General features: G+C 61.4%; 25 protein-coding genes. 11 read left to right on the forward strand and 14 right to left on the reverse strand.

Annotated features, from left to right (window positions below):
- Positions 1-151: 151 nt before the first annotated feature.
- From ypfJ (ACY4LX_RS29380) to ACY4LX_RS29390, 3 genes are all read left to right on the forward strand, one after another.
- A complete protein-coding gene (gene ypfJ, locus ACY4LX_RS29380; protein ID WP_463258541.1) occupies positions 152-1,027 on the forward strand; it encodes a KPN_02809 family neutral zinc metallopeptidase in 876 nt (291 codons plus the stop codon).
- A 151-nt stretch (positions 1,028-1,178) separates the two neighbouring features.
- On the forward strand, positions 1,179-2,072 hold the full coding sequence (gene ypfJ / locus ACY4LX_RS29385) for a KPN_02809 family neutral zinc metallopeptidase (RefSeq protein WP_149662065.1): 894 nt from the start codon (positions 1,179-1,181) through the stop codon (positions 2,070-2,072).
- Positions 2,073-3,032 (forward strand): alpha/beta hydrolase, encoded by a 960-nt coding sequence (locus tag ACY4LX_RS29390; RefSeq protein ID WP_149662066.1) that lies wholly within the window; start codon positions 2,073-2,075, stop codon positions 3,030-3,032.
- A 118-nt stretch (positions 3,033-3,150) separates the two neighbouring features.
- Here the strand turns inward: ACY4LX_RS29390 and ACY4LX_RS29395 are convergent, their stop codons facing one another.
- From ACY4LX_RS29395 to ACY4LX_RS29405, 3 genes are all read right to left on the reverse strand, one after another.
- Entirely contained in the window at positions 3,151-3,744 is a 594-nt protein-coding gene (locus ACY4LX_RS29395; RefSeq protein WP_463258542.1) for an HAD family hydrolase, read from the reverse strand.
- A complete protein-coding gene (gene tesB / locus ACY4LX_RS29400; RefSeq protein ID WP_463258543.1) occupies positions 3,741-4,610 on the reverse strand; it encodes an acyl-CoA thioesterase II in 870 nt (289 codons plus the stop codon). Before tesB ends, ACY4LX_RS29395 begins: the two co-directional genes overlap by 4 nt.
- Before the next feature lie 106 nt (positions 4,611-4,716).
- On the reverse strand, positions 4,717-5,286 hold the full coding sequence (locus ACY4LX_RS29405) for a GNAT family N-acetyltransferase (RefSeq protein ID WP_123404763.1): 570 nt from the start codon (positions 5,284-5,286) through the stop codon (positions 4,717-4,719).
- 86 nt (positions 5,287-5,372) lie between these two features.
- Between ACY4LX_RS29405 and ACY4LX_RS29410 the strand changes: the two genes are divergently transcribed.
- Entirely contained in the window at positions 5,373-6,293 is a 921-nt protein-coding gene (locus ACY4LX_RS29410) for a histone deacetylase family protein (protein ID WP_463258544.1), read from the forward strand.
- 187 nt (positions 6,294-6,480) lie between these two features.
- The gene (locus ACY4LX_RS29415; protein WP_463258545.1) at positions 6,481-7,728 is read left to right on the forward strand and encodes a TIGR03862 family flavoprotein; all 1,248 of its coding nucleotides are present in this window, start codon (positions 6,481-6,483) and stop codon (positions 7,726-7,728) included.
- Between the two features lie 72 nt (positions 7,729-7,800).
- On the opposite strand, the gene ACY4LX_RS29420 is transcribed toward ACY4LX_RS29415, so the two are convergent.
- The 6 genes from ACY4LX_RS29420 to ACY4LX_RS29445 form a co-directional block, all read right to left on the reverse strand.
- Positions 7,801-9,135: a DEAD/DEAH box helicase gene (locus tag ACY4LX_RS29420; RefSeq protein WP_149662072.1), complete on the reverse strand. Its 1,335-nt coding sequence runs from the start codon at positions 9,133-9,135 to the stop codon at positions 7,801-7,803.
- A 52-nt stretch (positions 9,136-9,187) separates the two neighbouring features.
- Entirely contained in the window at positions 9,188-10,114 is a 927-nt protein-coding gene (gene yedA / locus ACY4LX_RS29425) for a drug/metabolite exporter YedA (RefSeq protein ID WP_149662073.1), read from the reverse strand.
- Positions 10,115-10,337: 223 nt separating this feature from the next.
- Positions 10,338-10,832 carry a BRO-N domain-containing protein gene (locus tag ACY4LX_RS29430; RefSeq protein ID WP_463258546.1) on the reverse strand — a complete coding sequence of 165 codons (495 nt, stop codon included), beginning with the start codon at positions 10,830-10,832 and terminating at the stop codon, positions 10,338-10,340.
- A 1,101-nt stretch (positions 10,833-11,933) separates the two neighbouring features.
- The gene (locus tag ACY4LX_RS29435; RefSeq protein ID WP_133837620.1) at positions 11,934-12,545 is read right to left on the reverse strand and encodes a 3'-5' exonuclease; all 612 of its coding nucleotides are present in this window, start codon (positions 12,543-12,545) and stop codon (positions 11,934-11,936) included.
- Positions 12,546-12,567: 22 nt separating this feature from the next.
- Complete coding sequence (locus ACY4LX_RS29440; protein WP_054616703.1) at positions 12,568-13,047, reverse strand: LabA-like NYN domain-containing protein; 480 nt, start codon at positions 13,045-13,047, stop codon at positions 12,568-12,570.
- Positions 13,048-13,183: 136 nt separating this feature from the next.
- The gene (locus tag ACY4LX_RS29445) at positions 13,184-13,936 is read right to left on the reverse strand and encodes a DUF2076 domain-containing protein (protein ID WP_463258547.1); all 753 of its coding nucleotides are present in this window, start codon (positions 13,934-13,936) and stop codon (positions 13,184-13,186) included.
- Between the two features lie 177 nt (positions 13,937-14,113).
- Between ACY4LX_RS29445 and ACY4LX_RS29450 the strand changes: the two genes are divergently transcribed.
- Positions 14,114-14,788: a YciC family protein gene (locus ACY4LX_RS29450; protein WP_463258548.1), complete on the forward strand. Its 675-nt coding sequence runs from the start codon at positions 14,114-14,116 to the stop codon at positions 14,786-14,788.
- Positions 14,789-14,863: 75 nt separating this feature from the next.
- Positions 14,864-15,943: an endonuclease/exonuclease/phosphatase family protein gene (locus ACY4LX_RS29455; protein WP_463258549.1), complete on the forward strand. Its 1,080-nt coding sequence runs from the start codon at positions 14,864-14,866 to the stop codon at positions 15,941-15,943.
- A gap of 60 nt (positions 15,944-16,003) precedes the next feature.
- Here the strand turns inward: ACY4LX_RS29455 and hrpB are convergent, their stop codons facing one another.
- Positions 16,004-18,523: an ATP-dependent helicase HrpB gene (hrpB, locus tag ACY4LX_RS29460; RefSeq protein WP_463258550.1), complete on the reverse strand. Its 2,520-nt coding sequence runs from the start codon at positions 18,521-18,523 to the stop codon at positions 16,004-16,006.
- A 109-nt stretch (positions 18,524-18,632) separates the two neighbouring features.
- Here hrpB and ACY4LX_RS29465 point away from each other — a divergent pair, with 109 nt between their 5' ends.
- Both ACY4LX_RS29465 and ACY4LX_RS29470 read left to right on the forward strand, forming a co-directional pair.
- Positions 18,633-19,052: a polyribonucleotide nucleotidyltransferase gene (locus ACY4LX_RS29465; RefSeq protein ID WP_092277683.1), complete on the forward strand. Its 420-nt coding sequence runs from the start codon at positions 18,633-18,635 to the stop codon at positions 19,050-19,052.
- A 15-nt stretch (positions 19,053-19,067) separates the two neighbouring features.
- Positions 19,068-19,961: a cation diffusion facilitator family transporter gene (locus tag ACY4LX_RS29470; protein ID WP_463258551.1), complete on the forward strand. Its 894-nt coding sequence runs from the start codon at positions 19,068-19,070 to the stop codon at positions 19,959-19,961.
- A 140-nt stretch (positions 19,962-20,101) separates the two neighbouring features.
- Here the strand turns inward: ACY4LX_RS29470 and ACY4LX_RS29475 are convergent, their stop codons facing one another.
- On the reverse strand, positions 20,102-21,160 hold the full coding sequence (locus ACY4LX_RS29475; protein ID WP_149660864.1) for a DUF6515 family protein: 1,059 nt from the start codon (positions 21,158-21,160) through the stop codon (positions 20,102-20,104).
- Between the two features lie 415 nt (positions 21,161-21,575).
- On the opposite strand from ACY4LX_RS29475, the gene ACY4LX_RS29480 reads away from it, so the two are divergent.
- Together ACY4LX_RS29480 and ACY4LX_RS29485 are read left to right on the forward strand one after the other, a co-directional pair.
- Positions 21,576-22,055 carry an Lrp/AsnC family transcriptional regulator gene (locus ACY4LX_RS29480; protein ID WP_007937367.1) on the forward strand — a complete coding sequence of 160 codons (480 nt, stop codon included), beginning with the start codon at positions 21,576-21,578 and terminating at the stop codon, positions 22,053-22,055.
- Positions 22,056-22,266: 211 nt separating this feature from the next.
- Entirely contained in the window at positions 22,267-22,473 is a 207-nt protein-coding gene (locus ACY4LX_RS29485) for a DUF2788 domain-containing protein (RefSeq protein ID WP_133837610.1), read from the forward strand.
- Here the strand turns inward: ACY4LX_RS29485 and ACY4LX_RS29490 are convergent.
- The 3 genes from ACY4LX_RS29490 to ACY4LX_RS29500 all read right to left on the reverse strand — a co-directional run bounded on the left by ACY4LX_RS29490 (position 22,468) and on the right by ACY4LX_RS29500 (position 26,469).
- Positions 22,468-23,103, reverse strand: a complete 636-nt coding sequence (locus ACY4LX_RS29490) for a pseudouridine synthase (RefSeq protein WP_463258552.1) — start codon at positions 23,101-23,103, stop codon at positions 22,468-22,470. The two genes, ACY4LX_RS29485 and ACY4LX_RS29490, sit on opposite strands and share 6 nt — an antisense overlap.
- 122 nt (positions 23,104-23,225) lie before the next feature.
- Positions 23,226-24,725: an AMP nucleosidase gene (amn, locus tag ACY4LX_RS29495; protein ID WP_178129222.1), complete on the reverse strand. Its 1,500-nt coding sequence runs from the start codon at positions 24,723-24,725 to the stop codon at positions 23,226-23,228.
- 94 nt (positions 24,726-24,819) lie between these two features.
- Positions 24,820-26,469: an acyl-CoA dehydrogenase family protein gene (locus ACY4LX_RS29500; protein ID WP_463258553.1), complete on the reverse strand. Its 1,650-nt coding sequence runs from the start codon at positions 26,467-26,469 to the stop codon at positions 24,820-24,822.
- Positions 26,470-26,507 lie beyond the last annotated feature (38 nt).

Below are 26,507 nucleotides of genomic sequence, written 5' to 3' on the forward strand. Positions count from 1 at the left end.
ACGCCCTGCTCTTTGTAGGAGCGAGGCTTGCCCGCGAAAGATCACACGCGGTTTACCAACCCTTACACATTTGGCCCACACCGTTTTCGCCGTTGCGGTTATTCATGGCGACGGCGATACACGCCAATCAATCCATGGAGGAACCGCACACATGTTATGGAACAAGGCTAGACCCAGCGACAACGTCAACGACACCCGTCAGGGCAAGGATGCCCGCCAACTCACAGGGAAAGCCTTCGGTGCCGGACTGGCTGTCACCGCATTGGCCAGTGCAGGAATGTACTCGGCATTGAGTACGACACCGGGCGTAGTGCCTGTCGGTTCGGACACACCCGCTTACTACACTGCCCCCCACCCCGCCGCAGATCGGGACCTGTTGTTCGTTCAATCCGTACTGGGCGATACCGAAGACACCTGGACACAACTTTTTGCGCAGACGGGTCGCCACTACCCGCCTCCCAGGCTGACGCTGTTGAGCAATGACATCAACTCCCGATGCGGCATTGCCAACGCCGGTAGCGGCCCGTTTTATTGCCCGGACGATCAGCAGGTCTATCTTGATCTGGCGTTCTTTTCACAGATGGCGCAACGGTTTTCGGTGTTCGGCGAGTTCGCCCAGGCATATGTTCTCGCTCACGAAATCGGCCACCACGTGCAGCTTGAACTGGGGATCTCCGAGCCTTTCGAGAAAGCATTGGCTACGCGGCAACCAGTGGCTGGCGACGGTGGCCTGGAAGTCCGGGCAGAGTTGCAGGCCGATTGCCTCGCCGGTGTCTGGGCGCACCATGCGCAAAAACGCCTGGAGTGGCTGGAGCCCGGGGACATCGACGCGGCCCTGCATGCCGCCGCCGTGTTCGGCGACGATGCGCTGCAACGCGCCCAACACGCCCAACACGCCCAACACGCCACGATACGACCGCAGACGTTCAGTCATGGCACGTCAGAGCAGCGGGCGAACTGGTTCAAAACCGGGTTCGCCACGGGCCGGATCGACACCTGCGATACCTTCAACCGCGCAAACCTCTAAGACCTTCCCGCCGATGAAACCGCTAATGTCAGTGCACAGCACAGAACCGCCGGCGCGAAAGGCTGTCTGACGACCGGACTGGCGCCACGCCGACCCACCAGCAACACTCATCAGCACGCTTCTTCACCCGGACAAGAAAGAGGAATTCCCCATGCTATGGAAAAAAGGCCGACGCAGCGACAACGTGGTCGACGCCCGAGGTGATGATGTCGGCGGTGGGGGCGGCGGAATGCGCTTTGGTGGCGGCAAGGGCCTGAGCCTGACGGCGATCCTGCTGATCGTCGGGATCGGCTGGATCACCGGCCAGGACCCGATGCAGATCCTCGGGCAATTGACCGGGCAGATGAGCGAGCAGTCGGCACCGACCACCAGCCAGACCCGCAAGGCGCCACCGGCCAATGATGAAGGCGCCGAATTCGTGCGCTCGATCCTCGGCGATACCGAAGACACCTGGGGCCAGATTTTCCAGCAGGCCGGCAAGCAATATAAGAACCCGACCCTGGTGCTGTTCAGCAACCGGGTGAACTCGGCGTGTGGCCTGGCCACTTCTGCGACCGGACCGTTTTATTGCCCGGCGGACCAGAAGGTGTACCTGGACATGGCGTTCTTCCAGGAGATGTCGCAACGCTTTTCCGCCGCCGGCGACTTCGCCCAGGCCTACGTGATCGCCCACGAAGTGGGACACCATGTGCAGACGTTACTCGGCGTTTCCGCGAAAATTCAGACCGCTCGCCAGCAAGGCCGGCAGATGGAAGGCGATGGTGGTTTACTGGTGCGCCAGGAACTTCAGGCCGATTGCCTTGCCGGAGTCTGGGCCAACAACGCGCAAAAGCGCTTGAACTGGCTGGAGCCCGGCGACATCGAGGAAGCCTTGAACGCCGCCAACGCCATTGGCGACGATCGCTTGCAGCAACAAGGTCAGGGCCGGGTCGTACCGGACTCCTTCACCCACGGCACGTCAGCGCAAAGGGTGCGCTGGTTTAAAACCGGTTTTGCCCAGGGCCAGGTCGGCCAGTGCGATACCTTCGCGGCGAAAAACTTGTAAATGCATAGATGGCTGCTGGTTTTGTTGATCGCCTGGGGCAGCGCCCAGGCTGACGAGCACGGGGTCAAAGAGATCAGCCCCGGACGCCTGCTGTTGAAAGAAGGCGAGATGGCGGTGGGGATGGGGCCGGCACCGAGCAAGATCGAACGGGTGCTGATCGTCATCCACGGTCGATTGCGCAACGCCGAAACCTACCGGCGCAGCGCCGAGCAAGCCGCCGAACAGGCTGGGCAGAGTGCGAACACCTTGGTAATCGCCCCGCAGTTCCTCAATGAGACAGACGCCGTGCGCCATCCCCTGGCTGACACGGTGTTGCGCTGGAAGGGCAATGACTGGATGGCCGGCGGTTTATCCACCGCGCCGTTTGCGGTGAGTTCCTTCGCAGCCCTCGACCAGATCATCGAGCGCATCGCCGACCGCCGCCAGTTTCCGGACGTGAAGCAAATCGTCATCGCCGGTCATTCCGGTGGCGGCCAGGTGGTGCAGCGCTACGCCCTGCTGGCCCACGACCAACCGGCGCTCACGGCAGCCGGGGTGAAAATCCGTTATGTGGTGGCCAACCCGTCGTCCTACGCCTACTTCAATGAGCAGCGGCCCGTGGCGTTCGACCATGCGCGGTGCACCGGTTTCAATCGCTGGAAGTATGGTCTGACCGACATGCCGATCTATGCCGGTGGGCAAACGGCCTCGCAGATTGAAGGCAGTTACATCAAGCGTGATGTGATTTATCTGCTCGGCCAGCAAGACACCGACCCGCAACACCCGGCGCTCGACAAAGGCTGCGAAGCCGAGGCCCAAGGGGCTTATCGGCTGGTGCGCGGGCATAACTTTTTTGATTATTTGCTGCGGCGGAATCCACAGGGCGTGAATCAGCGCCTGGTCGAAGTGCCCGGGGTCGGGCATAACGGGGATGGGATGTTCACGTCGCCTGAGGGGCAGAAGGTGTTGTTCAGTCAGTGAGATTTGTGTTGTCTGATCGGGCCTCTTCGCGGGCAAGCCTCGCTCCTACAGTTGGAAATGCATTCCCCTGTAGGAGCGAGGCTTGCCCGCGAAAGCGATTAATCAAACAACAAATCTCTTAAGCCGAAAGCATCCGCCGCAACTCAACACAATCCGCCGCATGCCAATCCGCCAATTCCGGCCACGGATTTTCCGGCAGATTCACCAGCACCGTCCGCGCCCCCGCCGCTCGGCCGCAATCCAGATCGAAGCGGTAATCACCGACCATCACCATCTCGCTCGCGGGCACGTTCCAGGCTTCGGCCAGTTTCAGCAAACCACCGGGATGAGGCTTGGGCGGCGCTTCGTCACGGCCCAGCACATCCTCGACCGCGAAGCAGTCAGCCAGGCCAATCGCTTGCAGCGTCACATGCGCCAGCTCCCGCGCATTGCGGGTGAGGATGCCGAGGCGATAACCGCGCCCGGCCAGTTCACGCACCAGCTCCACTGCGCCCGGCGCTGGTTTTGAACCCAATGCCAAATCCCGTTCATGTTCCAGCAACCACGCGTGTTTAGCCGCGCCTTCTTCGGGTGGCAATGCGGCGAGGTGGGTCAGGATGTCGTCTTCGACCGGGATCCCCAGCGCCACGCGGATCGCCGCGAAATCATGCACCGCCACCGTCAGGGTGCCGTCCATGTCGAACACCCAGTGCCGCACCTCGGCCAGGCTCATGCCCAATCCTTGCGATGACGAATCAGGCCTTCCTGAGTGACGGACGCCACCAGTTGACCGGCGCGGTTGAACACACTGCCGCGAGAGAAACCACGGGAATTGCCGGCCCACGGACTGTCCATGGCGTAGAGCAACCAGTCATCGGCGCGCAGGTCAGAGTGGAACCACAGCGAGTGGTCGAGGCTGGCGACCTGCATGTCTTTCTGCCACACCGATTTACCGTGGGGCAGCAGCGAAGTGGTCAGCAGCCCGAAGTCCGAGGCGTAGGCCAGCAGGTATTTGTGCAGCGCCGGCGAATCGGCCAAGGCACCGTCGGCGCGAAACCACACGTACTTGATCGGGTCGGAAGCTTGCGGGTTGTAGGGATCTGTCTCGGTCACCGGGCGGAATTCGATCGGCTTCGGGCAGAGCAATTTCTCGCGCATGTGTTCCGGAATCAAATGCGCGCGTTGCTGGGCCAGTTCCAGTTCCGAAGGGAGGTTTTCCGGGCCGACCACTTGCGGCATTTCGGTCTGGTGCTGGAAGCCTTCTTCGTCGTACTGGAAGGACGCGCTGCACGTGAAGATCGGATGGCCCTTCTGGATCGCCGTCACTCGACGAGTACTGAAACTGCCGCCATCGCGCACCCGATCCACTTGATACACCACCGGCAACTTCGCATCGCCCGGACGCAGGAAATAACCGTGCATCGAGTGCACATGCCGCGTTTCTTCAACGGTCTGACTGGCCGCCGACAGGGACTGGCCGAGCACCTGGCCGCCGAACAACTGACGGAAACCCAGGTCCTGGCTGCGGCCGCGGAACAGGTTTTCTTCAATCGGTTCCAGGGTCAGCAGGTCAACCAGATCTTCCAACACTTGGCTCATTCAGGCTCTCCTCACACAAAGCAATGCCGCGCAGTCATAGCTGCGGCGGTCGATTCAGTTAATGGCCCAGGCCAACATGGGGGCCATTGTAAACATCTGTGTCTGCTTATCCATGCAGGGTTTGTAGCCATTGCTCACGGGTGATGCGATATAGCACATGGTGACGCAGCGGATGATCGGCCGCGAGCTTCGGGTGGTCGAAGTCATCGGCTGAATCATGGTGCATGCCAATCGCCTGCATGACTTTCTCCGACGGCAGATTGGTTTGCGTGGTGAAGGCCACGACCTCTTTCAAGGCCAACCGGTCGAAGCCGCAGCGCAGAGCGGTCCACGCCGCTTCACTGGCATAACCCAGGCCCCAGTGTTCGCGGGCCAGGCGCCAGCCGATTTCGGTGGCCGGGACGAACGGCGCGTCGAAGTTGACCACCGCCAACCCGGTAAACCCGATGAACTGGCCGGTGTCCTTGCGCTCCAGCGCCCAGAAGCCGAAACCGTGCTCGGCAAAATGCCCACGAATCCGCCCGATCAACGAAGCGCATTCCAGGCGGCTCAGCGCGGCCGGGAAATAACGCATCACTTGTGGATCGGCACACATCGCCGCAAATTCCGGCAAATCCTCATCGCTCCACTGCCGCAAGAGCAGTCGCGCGCTTTCGAGTTCCAGTATCGGCTCCATCGTGCCCCTCCGTTTCCATCCTTTGAGTCTACATCGCTGGTAGGATCGTTCACTTATTCCTACACGCCGCCGTTGAAATTCTGACAATGCCCCTGCCGCTGATCTACCACGAAGACTACAGCCCCGAGTTCCCGGCGGAGCACCGCTTCCCGATGGACAAGTTTCGCCTGCTGCGCGATCACCTGGTGGACAGCGGCCTGGTCCGGGACGCCGATTTGCTGCGTCCGGAACTCTGCCCTGCCGAGATTCTCGCCCTCGCACATGACCCTGCGTATATCGAACGCTACATGAGCGGCGAGTTGTCCCGCGAAGACCAGCGGCGCCTCGGCCTGCCGTGGAACGAAGCGCTGGCCCGCAGAACGGTGCGGGCGGTCGGCGGTTCGTTGTTGGCCGCCGAGCAAGCGCTGGAACATGGGCTGGCCTGTCACCTGGCCGGCGGCACTCATCATGCCCACTACGATTACCCGGCGGGGTTCTGCATCTTCAATGACCTGGCGGTGATCAGCCATTACCTGCTGGAAAGCGGTCGGGTAAATCGGGTGTTGATCTTCGATTGCGACGTGCACCAGGGCGACGGGACTGCACGAATCCTGCACAACACCCCGGACGCAATCACCGTTTCCCTGCACTGCGAGAAGAATTTTCCTGCACGCAAAGCCGAAAGCGACTGGGACATCCCGCTGCCCAAGGGCATGGGCGATGCCGATTATTTGCAGGTGGTGGACGACGCGCTCAACTACCTGCTGCCGCTCTACCAGCCGGACCTGGTGCTGTATGACGCCGGCGTTGATGTGCACAAGGATGACGCGCTGGGTTACCTGAAGCTGACTGACGAAGGCGTCGCCGCCCGGGATGAAAGCGTAATGCGCCACTGCCTGGGCCGGGACATTCCGGTGGTCGGGGTGATCGGTGGCAGCTACAGCAAGGACCGCCAGGCCCTCGCCCGGCGTCATGGCATCCTGCATCACAGCGCGCAACGGGTCTGGCAGTCATCAGGTTGTCATTGAGCTGTGAATCTTTACCCACAATGCCTGTGGAACTGCCTGTGGATAACCTGAGTGAAAGCGCCTACAGGCCCCACCCCCTATAGCTTACAAAGGACTGATTGTTTTTTGACCAGCCTTTACCAGCACGCCCACGTCGATGGGTGCTGATAGAATGCGCGGCTTATTCCGCCACGCCGCAGCTCTCGCCATGACCCCATCCGCCCCAGCCCTCCCCCCTCACGTCGCCATCATCGGCGGTGGCCCCGCCGGCCTGATGGCCGCCGAGGTGCTGAGCCAGCGCGGAATCAAGGTCGACCTGTACGACGGCATGCCTTCGGTGGGGCGAAAATTCCTCCTGGCCGGCGTCGGCGGCATGAACATCACCCATTCCGAAGCCTACCCGGCCTTCCTCTCGCGCTACGCCGAACGAGCGCCGCAGATTGCCCCGCTGCTGCGATCCTTCGGTGCCGATGCCCTGTGCCAGTGGATTCATGAGCTGGGTATCGAAACCTTTGTCGGTAGCTCCGGCCGGGTTTTTCCTACAGACATGAAAGCCGCTCCCCTGCTGCGCGCCTGGCTCAAACGCCTGCGCGACAGTGGCGTAGTTATCCACACCCGCCATCGCTGGCTCGGCTGGAATGAACACGGCGATTTACGGATCGCCAGCCCCGACGGCGAAATCACCGTCAAACCCGACGCCACCCTGCTCGCCCTCGGTGGCGGCAGTTGGTCGCGCCTGGGTTCGGACGGCGCCTGGATGCTGCCGCTGGAGCAGCGCGGCGTAGGACTCGCGCCGTTGCAGCCAAGTAATTGCGGCTTCGAGGTGCAGGCCTGGAGCGAATTGATGGTCAGCAAATTCGCTGGTGCACCGCTGAAAAATATCGCCATCGGTTTGAATGACGACGTTCCGCGTCTGGGCGAATGTGTGATCACCGCCACCGGGATTGAGGGCAGCTTGATCTACGCGTTGTCGGCGCCGATCCGCGAAGCCATCAACCTGCACGGCTCGGCGACTATTCATATCGACCTGTTGCCGGGTCGGCCTGTGGATAAAGTTGAGATTGCGTTGCGCAAACCCCGTGGCTCACGCTCCGTGTCCAAACACTTACACAGCCAACTCGGAATCGACGGCGTTAAAGCGGCGTTGCTACGCGAACTGACAGGCGCCGAGTGTTTTGCCGATCCGGCATTGTTGGCCAAAGTGATCAAGGCATTGCCACTGACACTGATGAAAACCCGGCCACTGGACGAAGCCATCAGCAGTGCGGGCGGTGTGACGTTCGAAGCGATGGACGAACGCCTGATGCTCAAGCAACTGCCTGGCGTGTTCTGCGCGGGGGAAATGCTCGACTGGGAAGCACCGACGGGGGGCTATCTGCTGACCGGGTGTTTCGCCAGTGGCCGGGCGGCGGGATTCGGGATAGCAGACTGCCTTAAAAGCTGCGGCAAGTTTTAAGCGGCAAGCTGCAAGTTAAAAGCGGCGTGGCTTTTCAGCTTGCCGCTTGTAGCTTGCAACTTATAGCTGCTCTTATGGCTTCTTCTTACGCGGCCCAGTGTTAAACACCGGTACTTTGCGCACAGGCTTGAGCGAAGGCTCCACCGCCGAAGCATCCCCACTCTCAACCCACTTGCCCAAGTTGCGCTTACCGCCACCGGAGGTCTTTGGCTTCTTCGGTTTTTTCGGCTTCTTGACGACCTGACCAGTGGAATCGGTATCCGGCACCCGATGCTCAGGCTCGAAATCCTGCTCGGTCTGGCGGGTCAAGGTCTGACGGGTCAACATCTCGATGGCCGACAGCTGATTCACCTCATCGGCACACACCAACGAAATCGCCTCGCCAGTGGCACCCGCACGCCCGGTACGACCGATGCGGTGGATGTAATCCTCAGCCACGATTGGCAGGTCGAAGTTGACCACCAGCGGCAGGTCTTCAATATCCAGACCACGGGCCGCGACGTCGGTGGCCACCAGAATCTGAATCTCACTGGCCTTGAACCGATCCAGCGCCCGCTGACGCGTCGCCTGAGGTTTGTCGCCATGGATACCGTCGGCGTTAACGCCCAGGCCCTGGAGTTTTTCCACCAGCGCGTCCACGCCGTTGCGGGTCTTGGCGAACACCAGCACCTGCTTCCACTTGCCTTTGCGCAGCAAATGAATGAACAGCTCAGGCTTGCGCTTCTTGTCCACCACCACAACCCATTGCTTGACGGTGTTGGCCGCCACGTTGCGCGGGCTGACTTCAATGCTCAGCGGGTCGTTGAGCATTTGCCCGGCGAGCAAGCGGATGGCGTCGGAGAACGTGGCGGAGAACAACAGCGTCTGGCGCTGCTTCGGCAGCACGCGGTAGATGTTTCCCAGTTCCTCGGAGAAGCCCAGATCGAGCATGCGATCAGCTTCGTCGAGGATCAGGGTTTGCAGCTGATTGAACTTGAGCGCCTTCTGGCGATACAGGTCAAGCAAGCGACCCGGCGTCGCCACCAGCACATCGACGCCTTTGCGCAGCTTCATCATCTGCGGGTTGATGCTGACGCCGCCGTACACCGCATAAGTGCTCAACGGCAGGTTCTCGGCGTACTGGCGCACGGCTTCATGAACCTGTTCGGCCAGTTCGCGGGTCGGCACCAGGATCAGGGCGCGTACCGAGTTGGACGCCACTTTCGGCCCTTCCATGGCCAGCAACTGCAGCAGCGGCAGCGCGAAACCGGCGGTTTTGCCGGTGCCGGTCTGGGCCGCAGCCATCAGGTCGCGACCGGCCAGCACCGCCGGAATGGCTTGCGCCTGGACCGGCGTAGGCGTCTGGTAGCCGAGCGTCTCAAGAGAGCGCAGCAAGGGTTCGATCAGGCCAAGGGAGGCGAAAGTCATGGGATTACCGTAGGAAAAAGCGGAGCGGGTGTGCGATGGCGCGCAGTTTACCCTAATTCACACGGGATTCTGTTGGTGCAACCGCCACAGGTCGCACCGGACCGCGACGCCACTGCGGCAAGCCGATCAACACCACGGCGCTGATGATCACCGCCATCGCTATCGCTTCCTCGATCCCGATGGTCTCGCCGACAAACACGATCCCCAGCAATACCGCCACCGCCGGGTTGACGTAGGCATAACTGGTGGCCGCCGCCGGACGCACGTTTTTCAACAGGTACATGTAGGCGTTGAAGGCGATGATCGAGCCGAAGCCGATCAGGTAAGCCAACGCGGCCCAGCCTTCCATCGGCGGCAGGCTGTCCAGGTGTTCGCCGCTGACCGTGCTGCCGATCAGCAACACCACGCCACCCACCAGCATTTCCACGGCACTGGCCATAGCGCCTTGAGGCAAAGGTAAGTGTTTGCTCCACACCGAGCCGAAGGCCCAGGTCGCGGCGGCGAACACCAGCAACGCCGCGCCGAGCGGGCTCGATTGCAGGTTGGAACCGAGGTTGAGCATGGCGATGCCGATCAGCCCGAGCACAATCCCGGCCCATTCGAGACGGGTATTACGCGCACCCCAAAAATAGCCGAAGAGCAAGGTAAACAACGGCACCGTCGCCACCGCCAACGCCGCCACACCCGACGCCACGCCCGTGTGCTCGGCCACGCTCACCGCGCCGTTACCGAAACTGAGCAGCAAAATCCCGATGATCCCCGCCGCTTTCCACTGCGCCCAGGTCGGCGCCGGCGCCCCGCGCCAGCGCAAGAAGGCGTACATCAGCGTGCCGGCAATCACAAAACGAATCCCGCCGAGCATCAAAGGAGGCCAGTACTGCACGCCGATGCGAATCACCAGATAGGTCGAGCCCCAAATCACATACAACGCGAAAAAAGCGGCGATCAACGGTAAGGGAAAGCGACGTAAGCCAGGCATTGGGCAGCTCGTAGGCAGGACAAGGAGACTGGATATTCTAGAAAGGCCAAGGCGTAAAAATAAGTTACAAAACCTGTTTATCGCACCGGTACACTTTTCAAAGCACGGATTCCTGTAGGAGCCGAGCTTGCTCGCGATAGCGGTTTGTCAGTCGACTTCAATGCTGACTGACACGCAGCCATCGCGAGCAAGCTCGGCTCCCACAGGGGGATTTGCGGGGTTGTCAGATTACGCGTGCGCCGCTATATCCGGCGCCCAATAAACACGGCATGTCTTTCAGACGAACCCAGGGCTCGGTCCGCCAATGCAGCAGGCTCAAGGTTCCACCCGCCCATTCCATCAAGCGCAAACTCGGGGCCTGATTCGAGGCTACCCCGCCACCGTCGCGCAGCATCGGCACTACGTGATGGGTCAACCAACGCCGCAGATGCCGGTTCTCCGGGCAGTAGTGATAGACCAGCATCGCGTAAACGCCGGACTCGCTCAGCATCAGCGTTTCCAGGGGGGCGTCGCTTCCGGACAAACACATCATTCGGCGTTGATCGGCGTCGAGCTTGAGGGCGTGTCTGCCGTTAATGTCCACGCCCATTAATCGGCCGATATCCCGGGCGCAAAACCAGGCTTCTGCGTGGAGCAAGAGTGCTCGCAATTGGATGTGATGGCGGATGAAGGTTTGGGGGATGAAAGGAACTGGGGGATTGGGGGTAACTTTAGGCATGGCAGTCTCATATAGAAAGTTAGAGCTGCCAGCATCACTTGCAGATGATGGGTGGCAGCTGTGCGCGGGTCTGCAAGACCGAGTAGAGACCAATCCCGGCAGACCCGAAGGTCTCCCGCACACAGCTACCATAAATCGATGTTCGCTCATTAAAGCGGCGCGATTATAGGTGCGCATGTGGTCTCGTAACAAACTCTCGGCGGGCTTGCAGTCCCGATCGCTGAATTGGCAGCGACGGACAAAAGGTTATCGATGCCCTAGATCATGGGCAAGACAGACATTCCCTAAAATTCGGTAGGACCGATCATCGAATCAGAGGCGTCGTTAAACACACCACTCAACGGACACGTTGGGGCAACTGGAAGGAAGGTAGTGCGGCGGATGACGCCTTCGCGGGCAAGCCTTGCTCCTACGGGTTCGAGGCGATCCCGAATGTCGAGCACACCATAAATCTGTAGGAGCGAGCGGTGCGACGATTCGACTTGCCCGCGAAGAGGCCCGCCAGCCAAACGCAAAAGGTCGCAGCCTTAGATCGTTCCCATGCTCCGCGTGGGAATGCAGCCAGGGACGCTCCGCGTCCCAAGAGCGTCCGGTGAGGCATTCCCACGCAGAGCGTGGGAACGATCATAGGCAGGGGGTCAGTCAGAACCCGCGATGGCGCTTGAGGTTTTAGATCGTTCCCACGCTCTGCGTGGGAATGCAGCCAGGGACGCTCCGCGTCCCAAGAGCGGACGCAGAGCGTCCGGTGAGGCATTCCCACGCAGAGCGTAGGAACGATCATAGGTAGGGTGTGAGTCAGAACCCGCGATGGCGCTTGAGGTTTTAGATCGTTCCCACGCTCTGCGTGGGAATGCAGCCAGGGACGCTCCGCGTCCCAAGAGCGGACGCAGAGCGTCCGGTGAGGCATTCCCACGCAGAGCGTAGGAACGATCATAGGTAGGGTGTGAGTCAGAACCCGCGATGGCGCTTGAGGTTTTAGATCGTTCCCACGCTCTGCGTGGGAATGCAGCCAGGGACGCTCCGCGTCCCAAGAGCGGACGCAGAGCGTCCGGTGAGGCATTCCCACGGGTCGCGTGGGAACGATCATAGGCAGGGTTTCAGTCAGAACCCGCGATGGCGCTTCAGGTGTTCGTTGATCTTCGCCGCCGGCACTTTCTGCAAGCTGACCAGCAGATCATGGGACAACTCGCGCAACCCGTGCTGCTGGCGCAGTTGCTCAGCCAAATGCGTCGTCAGGTTGGCCGCCATTTCCGCATCCGCCATCGCCCGGTGAGCCTTGCCGGTGTTGGGCAAACTGGCAAACGTGGTGAGGGTCCCGAGCTTGTGATTCGGCGCCGCCGGCATCAACCGTCGAGCCAGCAATAGCGAACAGGCAAAGTTCTGCAACCGCGTACGCTTGATCCGCCCAAGCTCAAAATCCCAGAACTTCTGGTCGAACGCGGCGTTGTGCGCCAGCAACGGTGTGGTGCCGACGAACTCGTTCACCTCGTTCATCACCTGCTCGGCCGACGGCGCGGTGCGCAGCATGGCGTTGCTGATGCCGGTGAGTTGTTCGATGAAGGCCGGCACGCGCACGCCAGCGTTCATCAGGCTCTGGTAACGCTCGACGATGCGCCCCTGTTCAAGGATCACCACGGCAATTTCCGTGGCCCGGCAGCTGCTGCTCGGGGAGATCCCGGTGGTTTCAAAGTCGATGACGGCTATGCGTTCCAAACCTGTTTCTACTCCGTAAAAATCAATTCTTGAGCAGCAACGCGCCTTCGATCGGCACGTAGCGGCTGGCGGCGCGGATCAGCGAGTTGGCGGTCAGGCCCGGCACGCCGTAAGCCACGGCTTGCACGCCGTGTTTGCTGATGATGCGCTCCAGCAACATGTCGAAATCTCCGTCGCCGGAGGCCAGCACCACTTCGTCGACGTGATCGGCGGCGTCCATGATGTCGAGGGTGATGCCCACGTCCCAGTCGCCCTTGGCCGAGCCGTCGCTGCGCTGGATGTAGGGCTTGAGCTTCACCACGAAACCGAGGTTGCGCAGGATCTGCTGGAACTGCTGCTGTTTGCTGTCACCGCGATCGATGGCGTAGGCATACGCCTCGACGATCTCGCCCTGTTTGCTGATGTCAGCCCACAACGCGGCATAGTTGAAGTGGCAACCATAGGCCTGACGCACGGTGTAGTAGAGGTTTTGAACGTCGGCGAACACTGCGATTTTCTTCATCGCATTTCCCTCTTGGCGCACAGGCGCAGGCTTGAATCCGGCACTAGGCCCGAAAAGTCGCCCAGTATGCCAGCCCGGAGGTTTGTTCCGCGAATAATCGGCCCGGGGCGTTTGCGCGCCCCGGACGAGTGGTGGGTCAGATGAAGGAGTCGTCGTCATCGCCGCCGAAGAATGACGAGCTGTCATCGCTGTAGTCGGCGTCAGTGAAATTGCCCTGGTCGCTGGAATCGTTACCGGCCACGTTCTGGTCGTTGTTCCAGTCATTGCCGCTGTGGTCGTTGACCTGGGCCGGCTCTTCCTTGATGACTTCGACGATTTCCTGCGGCTGCTGATTACTGTGGAACAGGCTGCTGATGCCTTGCGCCAGCATCACGCCACCGGCCACGCCGGCCGCGGTTTTCAGCGCGCCGCCGAGGAAGCCACTACCCACCGGCGCCTGTTGTTGCGGCGCGTAGTTCTGTTGCGGGGCACCGAAGTTTTGCTGGGGCGGTTGTGAGTTGAACGACGGCCGTGCCGGTTCACGCCAACCGCCGGTCGATGGCGGCGCGCTTTGCGTCGGCGCAGGCTGCGGATCGCGGGAACCGCCGCCGAAGATACTCGACAGGAAACCACCGCCGCCCGGGGCCGGCGCGGCTGCCTTGGCCTGTTGCAGTTCGGCCTGCAATTGCTGGATCTGCTGGGCCTGTTGCTTGTTCTGTTCATCGAGGCTTTTGATCGCAGCCTCTTGCACCAGAATCGCCTGGGTCATGAAATAGCCCGCGGCGGGCTGGCGAGTCAGGTGCTCCTTGATCCGCGTCTCGGCCTGGGCGTCGCGCGGGGCTGAGTCCGTTTCGGCCTGTTGCAGCCGGGAAAACAGTCCATCGATCAGGGTTTGTTCTTCGCTGTTCATGGCGACCTCGTAGATTGCCGGGAATATCGTCACCCTCATCCACTGTGGATAAGGTGCCTGACAGTAATGGGGCTGCAACAGGATGTTTCAATGGCCTTTACCTAACGTTTACGTTTGCGCCCCTCAGGGTTTCATCGGTTAAAGTGTGGGACGGCTTTTAACCTGCGATACCAACTGATGAATCCGTTCGAAGTGCTGCGTGACTCCCTGTATTTCTCCAAGCGCAATCTGAGCCAGATCGTGCAACTGTGCCTTCCGCTGGTGATTCTCGAGGCGTTCCTGCAACAAATCGTCGACAACACCGCCGGCCCGGACGGGTTTCCTGGTTACAGCATGATTGTCGGTTTGCTGGTGTATCCGCTGTACACCGGCGCATTGATTCTGTTTCTCGACGCCCGCAGCCGTGGCGAATCCCCGCGCATCCGCGACTTGCTGGCCGCCTCTGCCACGTTGTGGCCGCGCTTCGCCCTGCTCACCGTGCTTAACACGTTGCTGATCCTGACGGGCCTGGCGCTGTATTACCTGCCGGGCATCTGGCTGATGGTGACGCTGGCCTTCGCCGAGTACCTGCTGGTGCTGCGCGGCCTGACGCCATTGGCGGCGATGAAGGAAAGCCTGCGCCTGACTCGCGGCCATTTCCTGCGCATCCTCGTCTGCATCCTGGCGGTGATGGCGCCTTTATGGCTGCTCAAGGGTGCCAGCCTGGAGGTCTACCCGGAGCCACAGAACCCGGTGCTCGGCTTGCTGATCGACAGCGCCCACAGCTTCCTGCAACTGTTCACCAGCGTGGTCCTGTTCCGCCTGTTCATGCTGATCGGCGAAGCGCCTGACAAAAACGACGGAACGGTCTGACCGCTCTGCCCTTGGGCGCGGGCGCCGCTCTCGGGTATGCTCGGGGTCATCTTTGTAACGCTATAAGCCGAGCCAATGACCCGTCTACTGCGCTACACCCTGCTGGGCCTGCTGCTGATCGTCGGTCTGGCCGGCCTGTTGATCTACAGCGTGACCTGGCGCCCCGAAGCCAAGGAAGTGTTGCCGGTCAGCTGCAACGCCAAGGCGCCGACCCTGGTGCCCGGCCAAGCCTTGAAGGTGATGACCTGGAACGTCCAGTACCTGGCGGGCAAACGCTATGTGTTCTGGAACGACCTGGCCCAGGGCGATGACGAAAAACCCACTCCCGAAGACATGGCGTTCAGCCTCGATGAAGTGGCGCGGGTGATTCGTGACGAGCAACCGGACATCGTGTTGCTGCAAGAGCTCGATTACGGCGCCAAGGCCAGCGACTATCAGGACCAGTTCAAACTGTTGCAGGAACGGGTCGCCGACCTGTTCCCATGCAGCGCCCACACCTTCGACTGGAAAGCCGACTTCGTTCCCGAGCCGCACATCTTCGGCAGCGTCGGCCGGCAACTGGCAACTTTGAGTCGCTACCAGATCGAACATGCCGAGCGGCTGCAATTACCGGTGGCGCCCGCCAATTTCATCAGCCGTCAGTTCAAGCCAAAAAATGCCTTGCTGGTGACCTATCTGCCATTGAGCGATGGCGGGCAGATCGCGGTGCTCAACACTCACCTGGACCGCGTTATCCAGCCCGACGACACCCTGCAAGCGCAGGTGACGGCAGTGGCCAAGGTCCTCGACAAGTACGAAAGCCGTGGCACGCCGTGGCTGATTGGCGGGGATTTCAATCTCTTGCCCCTGGGCCAGTACCGACGCCTGCCCACCGAGCAACGCACGGCCTACTCCGCCGACAGCGCCCTGCATGTGCTGTGGGACAAATACCCGATGATCCCCACCAACAACGAAGCCAGCGGTGTCGACCGGGCGCAGTGGTTGACCCATTACCCGAACGATCCCGGCTTGAATGGCCCGGACCGCACGGTTGATTACCTGTTTTACAGCCCGCGGATCAAACGGGTCGAGGCGACGGTAAGGCAGGACGATACGCTGCGGATTTCCGATCATTTGCCGGTGATTGCGCGGTTTTTGTTGCCGGCAGCACCGTAGATCAATGGTGGCGCGGGGGCTTGCCCCCTCGCCACAAGAAACCTCACCCTTAAAAAATCATCATGACTTACGCGGCTTGATCCGCGCCGTCGCCTCGGCCACCAACGGATCATCCGGCCAGTAATGTTTCGGATACCGCCCCTTCAAATCCTTCTTCACCTCGGCATAGGTGCTGCGCCAGAAGTTCGCCAGGTCCTGGGTCACCTGCACCGGCCGCCGCGCCGGGGACAACAGGTGCAGCTTGACCACCTGCCGCCCACCGGCGATGCGCGGGGTCTCGGCCAGGCCGAACAGTTCCTGCAAACGCACCGCCAGAATCGGCGGCTGCTCGCTGTAGTCCAGACGAATCGATGACCCGGACGGCACGCTCAAATGATGCGGCGCCAGTTCGTCCAGCCGCTGGGGCAATGGCCACGGCAGCAGGTTATGCACGATGCTCGACAGGTCCAGATTGGCGAAATGACTGAGCCGCGAGACTTTGCCCAGGTACGGCATCAACCAGTGTTCAAGATTTTTCAGCAGCGCGGCGTCACTGACATCCGGCCATTCGCTCTCGCCCTTGCCTGCGAGATCCAACTGGCGCAACAACGCCACCCGCGCCTGCCACTGACGCAGCTCCGGAGTCCAGGGCAACAACTCCAGACCTTTGCGCCGCACCAGATTGACCAGCGCCTGACTGCGCGCGCTTTCGTCGAGGCCGGTCAAGGGTTCGCGGCTGAGGATCAATTCACCGACCTTGCGCTGGCGCTCGGCCCGCAGCACGCCTTCGCGCTCATCCCAATCCAGTTGATCGACGCAGCGCACTTGCTCGGCCAGCACTGAGTCGAACAGCGCCGGATCGAAATCCGCCGCCAGATAAATCCGCTCTTCACGCTGGCCCTGACGACTGCCGAGGTCGGCGATTACCAGCCAGGGCTGCTTCATCAAGCTGTCGGCCTCGGCGAACAGCGCCGCCCGGCCATTGGCCAGCCGATATTCCGCGCCACCGGCCCGTCGCTGTTGCGCAACCCGGTCCGGGTAGGCCAGCGCCAGCAATGCGCCGAGCCAGCGTGGATGATCGGGATCGCTGACTGGCTCCGAGGCTTTACCGCGCAAGTAGCCGCGATACTGCCGCGCCAGTTGCCGGGCTCGTTGTACCCCGCCCTGAGCCCCGCGCGCGGCGCGCTCTTCACCGGACAACAGCACCAATCGGCTGTGCAGGTCGGCGCCAGCGCCACGCAAAATATCGCGCTCACCCAGCAGTGCGGCGACATCGCACGCCATGTCCGCCAGACCGAGCGCCTGACCGCGCAGCAGCAAATGCGCGATCCGAGGATGCGCCGGCAATTGAGCCATGGCTTGACCGTGACGGGTCAACGCTTCGCCGTCCAATGCGCCGAGGCGGTCGAGCAAATCCTGAGCCTGTGCATAAGCCGCAGCGGGCGGCACGTCGAGCCAGACCAATTGACCCGGTGTCACGCCCCAGCGACCGAGCTGCAACGCCAACCCGGCGAGGTCCGCCGAAAGAATTTCCGCACTGGCGTACGCCGCCAGTTGTTCATGCTGATCCTGCGACCACAGGCGATAACACACGCCCGGTTCCAGACGCCCGGCCCGACCTGCACGCTGCGTGGCGCTGGCGCGGGAGATGCGCTGAGTATCGAGGCGGGTCATGCCGCTGCCGGGATCGAAACGCGGCACCCGCGCCAACCCGGCATCGATCACCACGCGCACGCCGTCGATGGTCAGGCTGGTCTCGGCGATGTTGGTGGCCAGCACCACTTTGCGAAAACCTGCCGGTGCCGGGTCAATCGCGGCGCGTTGCGCGGCCAGGTCGAGTTCACCGTGCAACGGGCAAAGCAGCACCTGTGTGCTATTGCCCAAGGCATCGGCCAGTTGCTGATGCACCCGCCGGATCTCCGCCTGCCCCGGCAGGAACACCAGCACGCTGCCGGTTTCATCGTTCAAGGCTTCGAGGATGGTTTGCACCAGCCGTGGTTCGATAAATTCGCCAGGCTGGAACGGCCGGCCCCAGCGCATCGCCACCGGGTACATGCGCCCTTCGCTGCTCAGGATCGGCGCGTCATCGAGCAAGCCGGCCAGACGTTCGCCTTCCAGGGTGGCCGACATCAAGAGGATTTTCAGTGGCTGGTCTTCGCGAAACAGCTCGCGGCCATTGAGGCTCAGGGCCAGCGCCAGATCCGCATCCAAGCTACGCTCATGGAACTCGTCAAAGATCAGCAGCCCCACGCCATCCAGCGCCGGATCATCCTGCAAGCGCCGGGTAAGAATGCCTTCCGTCACTACTTCGATGCGGGTATTGGGGCCGACTTTGCTGTCGAGACGAATGCGATAGCCAACGGTTTCACCCACCTTTTCACCCAGCTCGCTAGCCAAACGCTCCGCCGCCGCCCGCGCCGCCAGTCGCCGTGGTTCGAGCATCAGAATGGTCTGCCCCGCCAGCCACGCCTCGTTGAGCAAGGCCAATGGCACGCGCGTGGTCTTACCGGCGCCGGGCGGTGCTTCGAGCACGGCTTCGTGGCGTGTCGCCAAGGCTTCACGCAGGGCGGGTAAAACTTCATCAATCGGCAAAGAAATCATGCTGGCTCCCAAACAGAGCGGCGAGTATAACGGCGAACTGCTTGGCGTTAATCACAGTCCTAATTCATACAGACGCCCATTCGTTTTCAAATGACCCAGGAGATTTCATATGCGTATCCCCTTTCGCCTGATTGGCGGTGTTCTGGTCGCCACCCTGCTGACCCAAGTGACTGCCTGCGGATCGATTTTCTACCCGGACCGTCGCGGCCAGATCGACGGCAAGATCGACCCGGCCATCGCGGTGCTCGATGCCGTGGGCCTGTTGTTCTACGTCATCCCTGGCTTGATCGCCTTCGCCGTGGACTTCGCCACTGGCGCGATTTACTTCGAACCGGGCAAGACCGCCCAGGTAGCGCCGGAAAAACTCAAGGAAGCGATCGGCCCGGACGGTCAGGTCGATAACCGCAAGTTGCAAACTATTCTGGAAACCGAACTGGGCCGCAGCTTCCCGCTCGACGACCCACGCCTGATCCAGCACAAGGGCAGCACCCAGCAACTGGCCATGTTCGGCCTGCAACCTGCCGCATAAGGAAGCGCTTCACCCATGAGCACCAGTCTCGAACACGCTCGCCTGCTGCGGTTGGCGACCCGCGCCTCCGTGGCGGTGGCTTGCACGCTGATCATTGCCAAAGCCATTGCCTGGTGGCTGAGCGGTTCGGTGAGCATGCTCGCCGGGTTGACCGACTCGGCCCTCGACGGCATCACCTCGCTGCTCAACCTGCTGGCGGTGCATTACGCCTTGCGCCCGGCGGATGACGATCATCGCTACGGCCACGGCAAGGCTGAATCGCTGTCGGGCATGGCCCAGGCGTTGTTTATTGGTGGCAGTGCGGTATTGATTTCGTTGCAGGCGATTGAGCGACTCAAGCATCCGGAACCGGTGGGCGCGCCGTGGATCAGCATCGGGGTGATTATTTTCTCCCTCGCACTGACCGTGGCGTTGCTGATGTTGCAGCATCGGGTGATCAAGGCCACCGGCTCCAACGCCGTGCGCGCCGACTCGCTGCATTACCGTTCTGACCTGATGCTCAATGGCAGCATCCTGGTGGCGCTGGTACTGGCCGGGTTCGGCTGGCATCAACTGGACGCGTGGTTCGGCCTGGGGATTGCGGTGTATATCCTCTGGAGCGCGGTGCATATCGCCCGGGAAAGTTTTGCGGTGCTGATGGATGAAGAACTGCCGCCGGATGTCAGCCAGCACATGCTGGAGCTGGCGTGCGCCGTACCTGGAGTGCTGGGGGCGCATGATTTGCGCACGCGGATTTCCGGAAACCACTGGTTTGTGCAGTTGCACCTGGAATTGCCGGGGGAGCTGACGTTGTCAGTCGCGCACGGCATCAGCGATCAAGCCGCCGACGCCATCCACGCCGCCTACCCGCGAGCCGAAGTGCTGGTGCACGCTGACCCGATAAGAGCAGCTGCAAGCGGTAAGCTTTAAGCTGCAAGCTGCAAGCTGCAAGCTGCAAGCTGCAAGCTGCAAGCTGCAAGCTGCAAGCTGCAAGCTGCAAGCTGCAAGCTGCAAGCTCCAAGCTCCAAGCTCCAAGCTTGCCGCTTAAAGCTTGAAACCTGCAGCTGCTTTTATTCCACTTGATAACCGCGACTGCTCAGGCAGTTGCCCTGGGCCTGGCGGTAGGCTTGCACGACTGACGGATCAGGCTGGTACGTCGCGGTTTGCGGATTGAAGCCGCTTTGCTGCACCGCGTATTGCGAGCACTCGTAACCGTCCTGGGCGACTTGCTCCGGGGATTGGCCGTTGGCCGGATACGCGGTGACGTCAATGCCGTTGCTGGTCGGTTGCGGTTGCGGCGCGCCTGTCGGCGGCTCGACCACTACGTAATCCTGAGTGCTTTCTTCGTAGGCATAGTAGGAACCGGCGGCGAGGAACAGCAGCGCGCCGCCGATCCATACTTCACGGGCGTAGTCGGGCATGTAATGCACACGAATCCCGCGTGGCGGCTGAACCACTACGTAACGCGGACCTTGTGGGCGATACCAGTAGCCGCCGGAGTAGAAGTAGTCCTGGCCACGGTACGGCACACGGAAGTTGCGGTCCGGGAAGCGATCGACCATCTGACCGGGACGATACTGCGGGCCTGGGCCCCATCCGTTGCCGTGCCCGTTCGGGCGACCTTCCCAGCGATGGTCATCGGGACGCGGGCCCTGATTGCCGTTCTGCCAGTGCTGGTTGTTATCGTTGCGGCGCGGGATGTCCTGATAGTTGCCGTAGCGCGGCTGCTGGGTCTGGCGCACGGTGTCGGGCCGACCCTGGATCGGCAGGCTATTGGCCGGGAGTTGCGGCGGCGGTGGCGCCGGACGAACCTGGGTGTTGGCGTCGTGCGGCTGACGGTTCTGCCATTGGCCGTCGTTGCGGTTCTGGCCGTTGTGCTCGAACTGACGACTGTTGTCGCCGCGAATGATCTCGTTGTTCTGCGGACGCGGCTGATTTTGCTGCGGGTTGTTTTGCGGCCGGGGCTGGTTCTGATTGTCGCCGCCATGCCCCTGATTATTACCCTGATGCTCCGGCCCGCGCTGCCCGCCATGGGGGCTGCGGCTTTCCTGATCATCGGCGAGCGATTGCGCGCTGACACTTACACACAGCAAACCAACACCGGCCAAACGCCAGATGCGCGACTTCATGCTCTTCCTCACTGCGGGTTAGGGCTTGTACATGAGACTGGGAAAGCACAGGCCGGTTCTGCAACAGGTTATCAGTCACGCAACTTATTTATTGAGCAATAAAAAAGGGAGACCCGTCGGCCTCCCTTTGAGAACTTCGTCCGTGCTCGACGCTTATGACGTCGGCTCACCTCACGCCGTCTTCTGGACAGTGTGTAGCTCGGAGGCCGGCACATCCCCGGTGGGGGTGGCGGCCGCGACTGGCCTGATTGGGCGAGTCGCTGTGGACTGTTTGTCCGAGCAGTGATTCTGTTAATAAGAATAGGCCTGGGGCGCTGGCAGAGGATTGCTAAGATTGCTCAAATAAACATCACTTGCGCAATTTTTAACCCTGGATAGATAATCCGCCGCAATAGTTACGACAAAGGACTGATTGATGAGCAAACTCGACCGTTACGACCTGAGCATTTTGGCGGAATTGCAGCGTGACGCGCGCATCTCCAACCAGGAACTGGCCGAACGCATCGGCCTGTCGCCTTCGCCGTGCTCGCGCCGCGTCAAACAGCTGGAAGACGACGGCTACATCTCCCGCCAGGTGGCCCTGTTGGACCGCAAGATGCTTGGCCTGAGCCTCACGGCCTACGTGCTGATCGGCATGGACCGCCACACGCCTGAACGTTTCGAGAATTTCGAAGCAGCGATCCGTACCTTGCCGCAGGTACTGGAATGCAGCCTGGTGACGGGGATGGATGCGGACTATCAGCTCAAGGTGGTGGTGCCGGACATGGATCACTACCAGAAACTGCTGCTGGGGCATCTGACCCGAATTGAAGGGGTGACCAGCGTGCGGTCGAGTTTTGTGTTGAATCAGGTGTTGAACAGCACCGAATTACCGTTGACGCATCTGCGCAGTTGATCGAGTTGCAGATCGTTCCCACGCTCTGCGTGGGAATGCAGCCAGTGACGCTCTGCGTCACGATTCAAGAGCGGAACGCAGAGCGTGGGAACGATCAGTGTCCGGGGCGACGAATAACCGCGACACACTGCCGCAGGTCAATGCCCGCCTCACTCGCCGTGCCGTATACTCGCCCCCGCCCTTTTAGCCTCGCCCGCGCTGGAGATGTTCGATGGATCCTGCAGTATTCGAAGAGTGGATGATGACTGGCTTGGTCAGCATCCTGATTATTTTCATGGGTTTCATCGTCTGGGACCTGGCGAAGAAATCCAAGGCTGGCAAGTTCGGCACCATGATTCTGTTCTTCGTGCTGGGCCTGGGGATCTTCGCGTTCATCATTAAAAGCGTGGTCATCGCCTACATCGAAACCAGCTCATAACCGCGCCGGTACTTCCTTCCACTGGCCCTGATCGAGCCCTTCGATCGTCCAGTCGCCAATCCTGACCCGCACCAGACGCAACGTCGGCAAGCCGACCGCCGCGGTCATGCGCCGCACCTGACGGTTGCGCCCTTCACGAATCACCAATTCCAGCCAACAGGTCGGCACGCTTTTGCGAAAGCGCACCGGCGGATTGCGCGGCCACAGCTCCGGCTCTTCCAACTGCCGCGCTTCGGCGGGCAAGGTCATGCCGTCGTTCAGCTCGACGCCATCGCGCAGGCGTTGCAACTGCTCGGCGTTCGGCTCGCCTTCCACTTGCACCCAATAGGTCTTGGCCAGTTTGTGTTTCGGGTCGGCGATTCGCGCTTGAAGCTGGCCGTCGTTGGTCAGCAGCAGCAAACCTTCGCTGTCGCGGTCCAGTCGTCCTGCCGGGTAAATGCCGGGAATCTCGATGTAATCCTTGAGCGTCGCCCGCCCTTCTGCGTCGCTGAATTGCGTCAGCACATCGAACGGTTTGTTGAACAGAATCAGTTTCGGCTCGGCCGGTGGCGCTTTGGCGACACGGCGCGGGGCGGATGACGAGGTATTCGCGCCAGGGCGGCGGGAAACGGGACGTGGAGGACGCGACATGGGGAAAGGAACATCTAACGGTCAGGGCTGCTAATGCTAGGGCGTGCCATCGATTATTGCCACAGCAGTGGAAATAATCGATGGCACGCCCTGCCCCAACCGCTAAATGACCATGACAACTGTTATCGGAACGGCGGCTCGTCGAAGCTGCGCAGTTTGCGCGAGTGCAACGAGTTGAGTTCGGTGCGCAACAGATCCACCGCCTCGATGCCGATCTTCAAGTGCTGGCTGACCGCGCGTTCATAGAAAGCGTTGGCCGAACCCGGCAGCTTGATTTCGCTGTGCAGCGGTTTGTCCGAGACGCAGAGCAACGTGCCATACGGCACCCGCAGGCGATAACCCTGGGCGGCGATGGTGCCGCTTTCCATGTCCACGGCCACGGCGCGGGACAGGTTGATCAGCGGTCGTTCCTGCGCCCAGCGCAATTCCCAGTTCCGGTCGTCGTAAGTCAGCACGGTGCCGGTGCGCAGGCGTTTCTTCAGCTCATCGCCCTTCTCGCCGGTGATGTTGGCCGCCGCTTGCTGCAAGGCCATCTGCACTTCGGCCAGGGCCGGGATCGGGATGTTCGGCGGCACCACCCGGTCGAGAATCCCGTCGCGACGCATGTAGGCGTGAGCCAGCACGTAGTCGCCAATGGTCTGAGACTGACGCAGGCCGCCACAGTGGCCGATCATCAGCCAGCAATGTGGACGCAGCACGGCCAGGTGGTCGGTGATGTTCTTGGCGTTGGACGGGCCGACGCCGATGTTCACCAACGTCACGCCGTGGCCATCGCTGGCGATCAGGTGATAGGCCGGCATCTGGTAGCGGTGCCAAACCACGCCCGCCGCAATTGCGGAAGCTTCGCCATGGTCCATGCTTTTTTCAATGATCACATTGCCGGGCAAGACCATGCGCACGAAACGCGGATCGCTGCGCAATTGCTCCAGGCCATGCACGATGAATTGGTCAACGTAACGATGGTAGTTGGTCAGCAGGATCCACGGCTGCACATGCCGCCAGTCGCTGCCGGTGTAATGCACCAGCCGGCGCAGGGAGAAATCCACCCGCGCCGCATCGAACAGCGCCAACGGCAGCGGATCGGTGTTTTCCCAGTCGTACAGGCCATCGGCGATGCCGTCGGTGGCGGCGGACAGGTCGGTACTCGGGAACACCCGCGCGAGCGTGGCTGCGGTGACGCCGGAACCGGCCAGTTCATCGCCTTGCTCGACTACGTACGGATACGGAATGTTCTGCTGGCTGACGCCGACTTCCACCGTGACGGTGAAGTCGTGCATCAGCGGCACCAGTTGTTCCAGCAGGTATTTACGGAACGCCGCCGGGTGGGTGACGGTGACGCTGTAGGTCCCCGGCAACTGAACCTTGGCGTAGGCGCGGGTGGTTTGTGGCACTTCGCCCTGGCAGAGGTAGGTCAGGCGCAGCTCGGGATAACGAAACATCGCCCGCTGTTCGGCGTCCGGTTCGATACGATCCTTGAGGTAACGCTTGAGCGCCTGATTCAGCGCAGAGGTGGCCTGCTCATGCAGGGCGGCGAGCCGGTCGACGGCTTGTTCGGCGGTTTGAACAACAATAAACGCTTCGGTCACGATCAGCTTCCTGTGTTCTGACATGCAGACCTTCATCTTGCCTGCATCGTCGCTTCACGGGAACAGTGGCGTGAGGATGGCGACCCACCCTCTCCAACCACAGGGTATCGGTGTGCCTTTGATTGGATTATCAAAAGCCTTGCGGGGTCGAGCGCGCCACGATTGCTTCCACGTCCAGCCCACGCGGCAACGCGCCATACACCCTTCCCGCCTGACCCAGCCGACTGGCGATAAACCCGTCACTGACCGCCGCATTCCCCGCCTCCAGCAACAACCTGGCCTGCAAGCCCAGCGCAATGTCTTCAGTCAGCTGCCGGGCGCGGTATTGAATGTCGCTGGTGTCCTTGAACGCCGCCTGCAATTGGCTGATGTGCGCGGCCAGGCGTTTGTCGCCGTGGCCATCGCCCAACTCGCTGAACAGCACATCCAGCACGCCTGGCTCTTTCGACAAGGCCCGCAGCACGTCGAGGCATTGCACGTTGCCGGAACCTTCCCACGTCGAGTTCACCGGCGCCTCCCGGTACAAACGCGGCAGGATGCTTTCTTCGACATACCCGGCACCGCCCATGCATTCGGCGGCTTCGTTGATCATTCCGGGGGCACGTTTGCAGATCCAGTATTTGCCCACCGCCGTTACCAGCCGGGCGAATTTGGCTTCATGGCTGTCATCCAGATGATCCAGCGCCTTGCCCATGCGCAAGCTGAGCGCCAAAGCGGCTTCGCTTTCCAGGGCCAGGTCGGCCAGCACGTTTTGCATCAGCGGTTGTTCGCTGAGCAGCTTGCCGCCGACCGTGCGGTGGGCGCAGTGATGGCTGGCCTGGGTCAGAGCCTGGCGCATCAGGGCGCTGGAACCGACCATGCAATCGAAGCGGGTCATGGCGACCATTTCGATGATGGTCGGCACGCCCCGGCCTTCCTCGCCGATCATCCACGCCAGGGCGCCACGGAACTCGACTTCGCTGGACGCGTTGGAGCAATTGCCGAGTTTGTTTTTCAGGCGCTGGATGTAGAACTGATTGCGCGTGTCGTCTGGGCGATGGCGTGGCAGCAGGAAACAGGTCAGGCCCTTGTCGGTCTGGGCCAAGGTCAGGAACGCATCGCACATTGGCGCCGAACAGAACCACTTGTGCCCCACCAGTTCATAGGCCTGGCCCGGACCGCTGGCGCCCACCGGATAAGCCTTGGTGGTGTTGGCCCGCACGTCGGTGCCGCCCTGTTTCTCGGTCATGGCCATGCCGATGGTGACGCCGGCCTTGTGGGCCATGCCGACGTTACGCGGGTCGTATTCGGTGGCGAGGATTTTCGGTAGCCACTGCTCGGCCAGACTCGGTTGCAGGCGCATCGCCGGGACGCTGGCGAAAGTCATGGTCAGCGGGCAACCGCTGCCGGCCTCGGCCTGGCTGTGCAGGTAACTCATGGAGGCGCGCGCAACGTGGGCGCCGGATTGCGGATGCGCCCAAGGCAACGAGGTCAAACCGTGCTCGACCGCCGTGCGCATCAGTTCGTGATAGGCCGGGTGAAATTCCACCAGATCGATGCGATGACCATAACGGTCATGGCTGACGAACACCGGTTTGTTCTGATTGGCCAGGAACCCGGCTTCCATCAGCGGCCCACCGGCCAACGCGCCATACGCGTCGATCCGTGATTCGGCCCAACCGGCGCCAAAGCATCGCGACCACTCCTGCAACGGCAGGTCGATGCGAAACAGGTTGGTGCCGTCCAGAGACGGTGGCTGGTTGGTGACTTCGTGGGTTTCGGCGAACTGATGCAGGTTCATGACGGGGCTCCTTTGGTCAGCCAGTAATCCAGTTAAGC

It is taken from the genome of Pseudomonas sp. Emmai (genome assembly GCF_055179735.1).

What these genes read in the sequence shown, in the direction of transcription:
- ACY4LX_RS29395 (WP_463258542.1), bottom strand. Translation starts at nt 3,744, where the DNA reads ATGAGCCTGGCCGAGGTGCGGCACTGGGTGTTCGACATGGACGGCACC.
- yedA (WP_149662073.1), bottom strand. Translation starts at nt 10,114, where the DNA reads ATGCCTGGCTTACGTCGCTTTCCCTTACCGTTGATCGCCGCTTTTTTC.
- ACY4LX_RS29445 (WP_463258547.1), bottom strand. Translation starts at nt 13,936, where the DNA reads ATGAACAGCGAAGAACAAACCCTGATCGATGGACTGTTTTCCCGGCTG.
- ACY4LX_RS29390 (WP_149662066.1), top strand. Translation starts at nt 2,073, where the DNA reads ATGCATAGATGGCTGCTGGTTTTGTTGATCGCCTGGGGCAGCGCCCAG.
- ACY4LX_RS29455 (WP_463258549.1), top strand. Translation starts at nt 14,864, where the DNA reads ATGACCCGTCTACTGCGCTACACCCTGCTGGGCCTGCTGCTGATCGTC.
- ACY4LX_RS29415 (WP_463258545.1), top strand. Translation starts at nt 6,481, where the DNA reads ATGACCCCATCCGCCCCAGCCCTCCCCCCTCACGTCGCCATCATCGGC.
- ACY4LX_RS29410 (WP_463258544.1), top strand. Translation starts at nt 5,373, where the DNA reads ATGCCCCTGCCGCTGATCTACCACGAAGACTACAGCCCCGAGTTCCCG.
- tesB (WP_463258543.1), bottom strand. Translation starts at nt 4,610, where the DNA reads ATGAGCCAAGTGTTGGAAGATCTGGTTGACCTGCTGACCCTGGAACCG.
- amn (WP_178129222.1), bottom strand. Translation starts at nt 24,725, where the DNA reads ATGAAGGTCTGCATGTCAGAACACAGGAAGCTGATCGTGACCGAAGCG.
- ACY4LX_RS29500 (WP_463258553.1), bottom strand. Translation starts at nt 26,469, where the DNA reads ATGAACCTGCATCAGTTCGCCGAAACCCACGAAGTCACCAACCAGCCA.
- ACY4LX_RS29450 (WP_463258548.1), top strand. Translation starts at nt 14,114, where the DNA reads ATGAATCCGTTCGAAGTGCTGCGTGACTCCCTGTATTTCTCCAAGCGC.
- ypfJ (WP_463258541.1), top strand. Translation starts at nt 152, where the DNA reads ATGTTATGGAACAAGGCTAGACCCAGCGACAACGTCAACGACACCCGT.
- ACY4LX_RS29405 (WP_123404763.1), bottom strand. Translation starts at nt 5,286, where the DNA reads ATGGAGCCGATACTGGAACTCGAAAGCGCGCGACTGCTCTTGCGGCAG.
- hrpB (WP_463258550.1), bottom strand. Translation starts at nt 18,523, where the DNA reads ATGATTTCTTTGCCGATTGATGAAGTTTTACCCGCCCTGCGTGAAGCC.
- ACY4LX_RS29490 (WP_463258552.1), bottom strand. Translation starts at nt 23,103, where the DNA reads ATGTCGCGTCCTCCACGTCCCGTTTCCCGCCGCCCTGGCGCGAATACC.
- ACY4LX_RS29485 (WP_133837610.1), top strand. Translation starts at nt 22,267, where the DNA reads ATGGATCCTGCAGTATTCGAAGAGTGGATGATGACTGGCTTGGTCAGC.
- ACY4LX_RS29480 (WP_007937367.1), top strand. Translation starts at nt 21,576, where the DNA reads ATGAGCAAACTCGACCGTTACGACCTGAGCATTTTGGCGGAATTGCAG.
- ACY4LX_RS29430 (WP_463258546.1), bottom strand. Translation starts at nt 10,832, where the DNA reads ATGCCTAAAGTTACCCCCAATCCCCCAGTTCCTTTCATCCCCCAAACC.
- ACY4LX_RS29475 (WP_149660864.1), bottom strand. Translation starts at nt 21,160, where the DNA reads ATGAAGTCGCGCATCTGGCGTTTGGCCGGTGTTGGTTTGCTGTGTGTA.
- ACY4LX_RS29470 (WP_463258551.1), top strand. Translation starts at nt 19,068, where the DNA reads ATGAGCACCAGTCTCGAACACGCTCGCCTGCTGCGGTTGGCGACCCGC.
- ypfJ (WP_149662065.1), top strand. Translation starts at nt 1,179, where the DNA reads ATGCTATGGAAAAAAGGCCGACGCAGCGACAACGTGGTCGACGCCCGA.
- ACY4LX_RS29440 (WP_054616703.1), bottom strand. Translation starts at nt 13,047, where the DNA reads ATGAAGAAAATCGCAGTGTTCGCCGACGTTCAAAACCTCTACTACACC.
- ACY4LX_RS29420 (WP_149662072.1), bottom strand. Translation starts at nt 9,135, where the DNA reads ATGACTTTCGCCTCCCTTGGCCTGATCGAACCCTTGCTGCGCTCTCTT.
- ACY4LX_RS29465 (WP_092277683.1), top strand. Translation starts at nt 18,633, where the DNA reads ATGCGTATCCCCTTTCGCCTGATTGGCGGTGTTCTGGTCGCCACCCTG.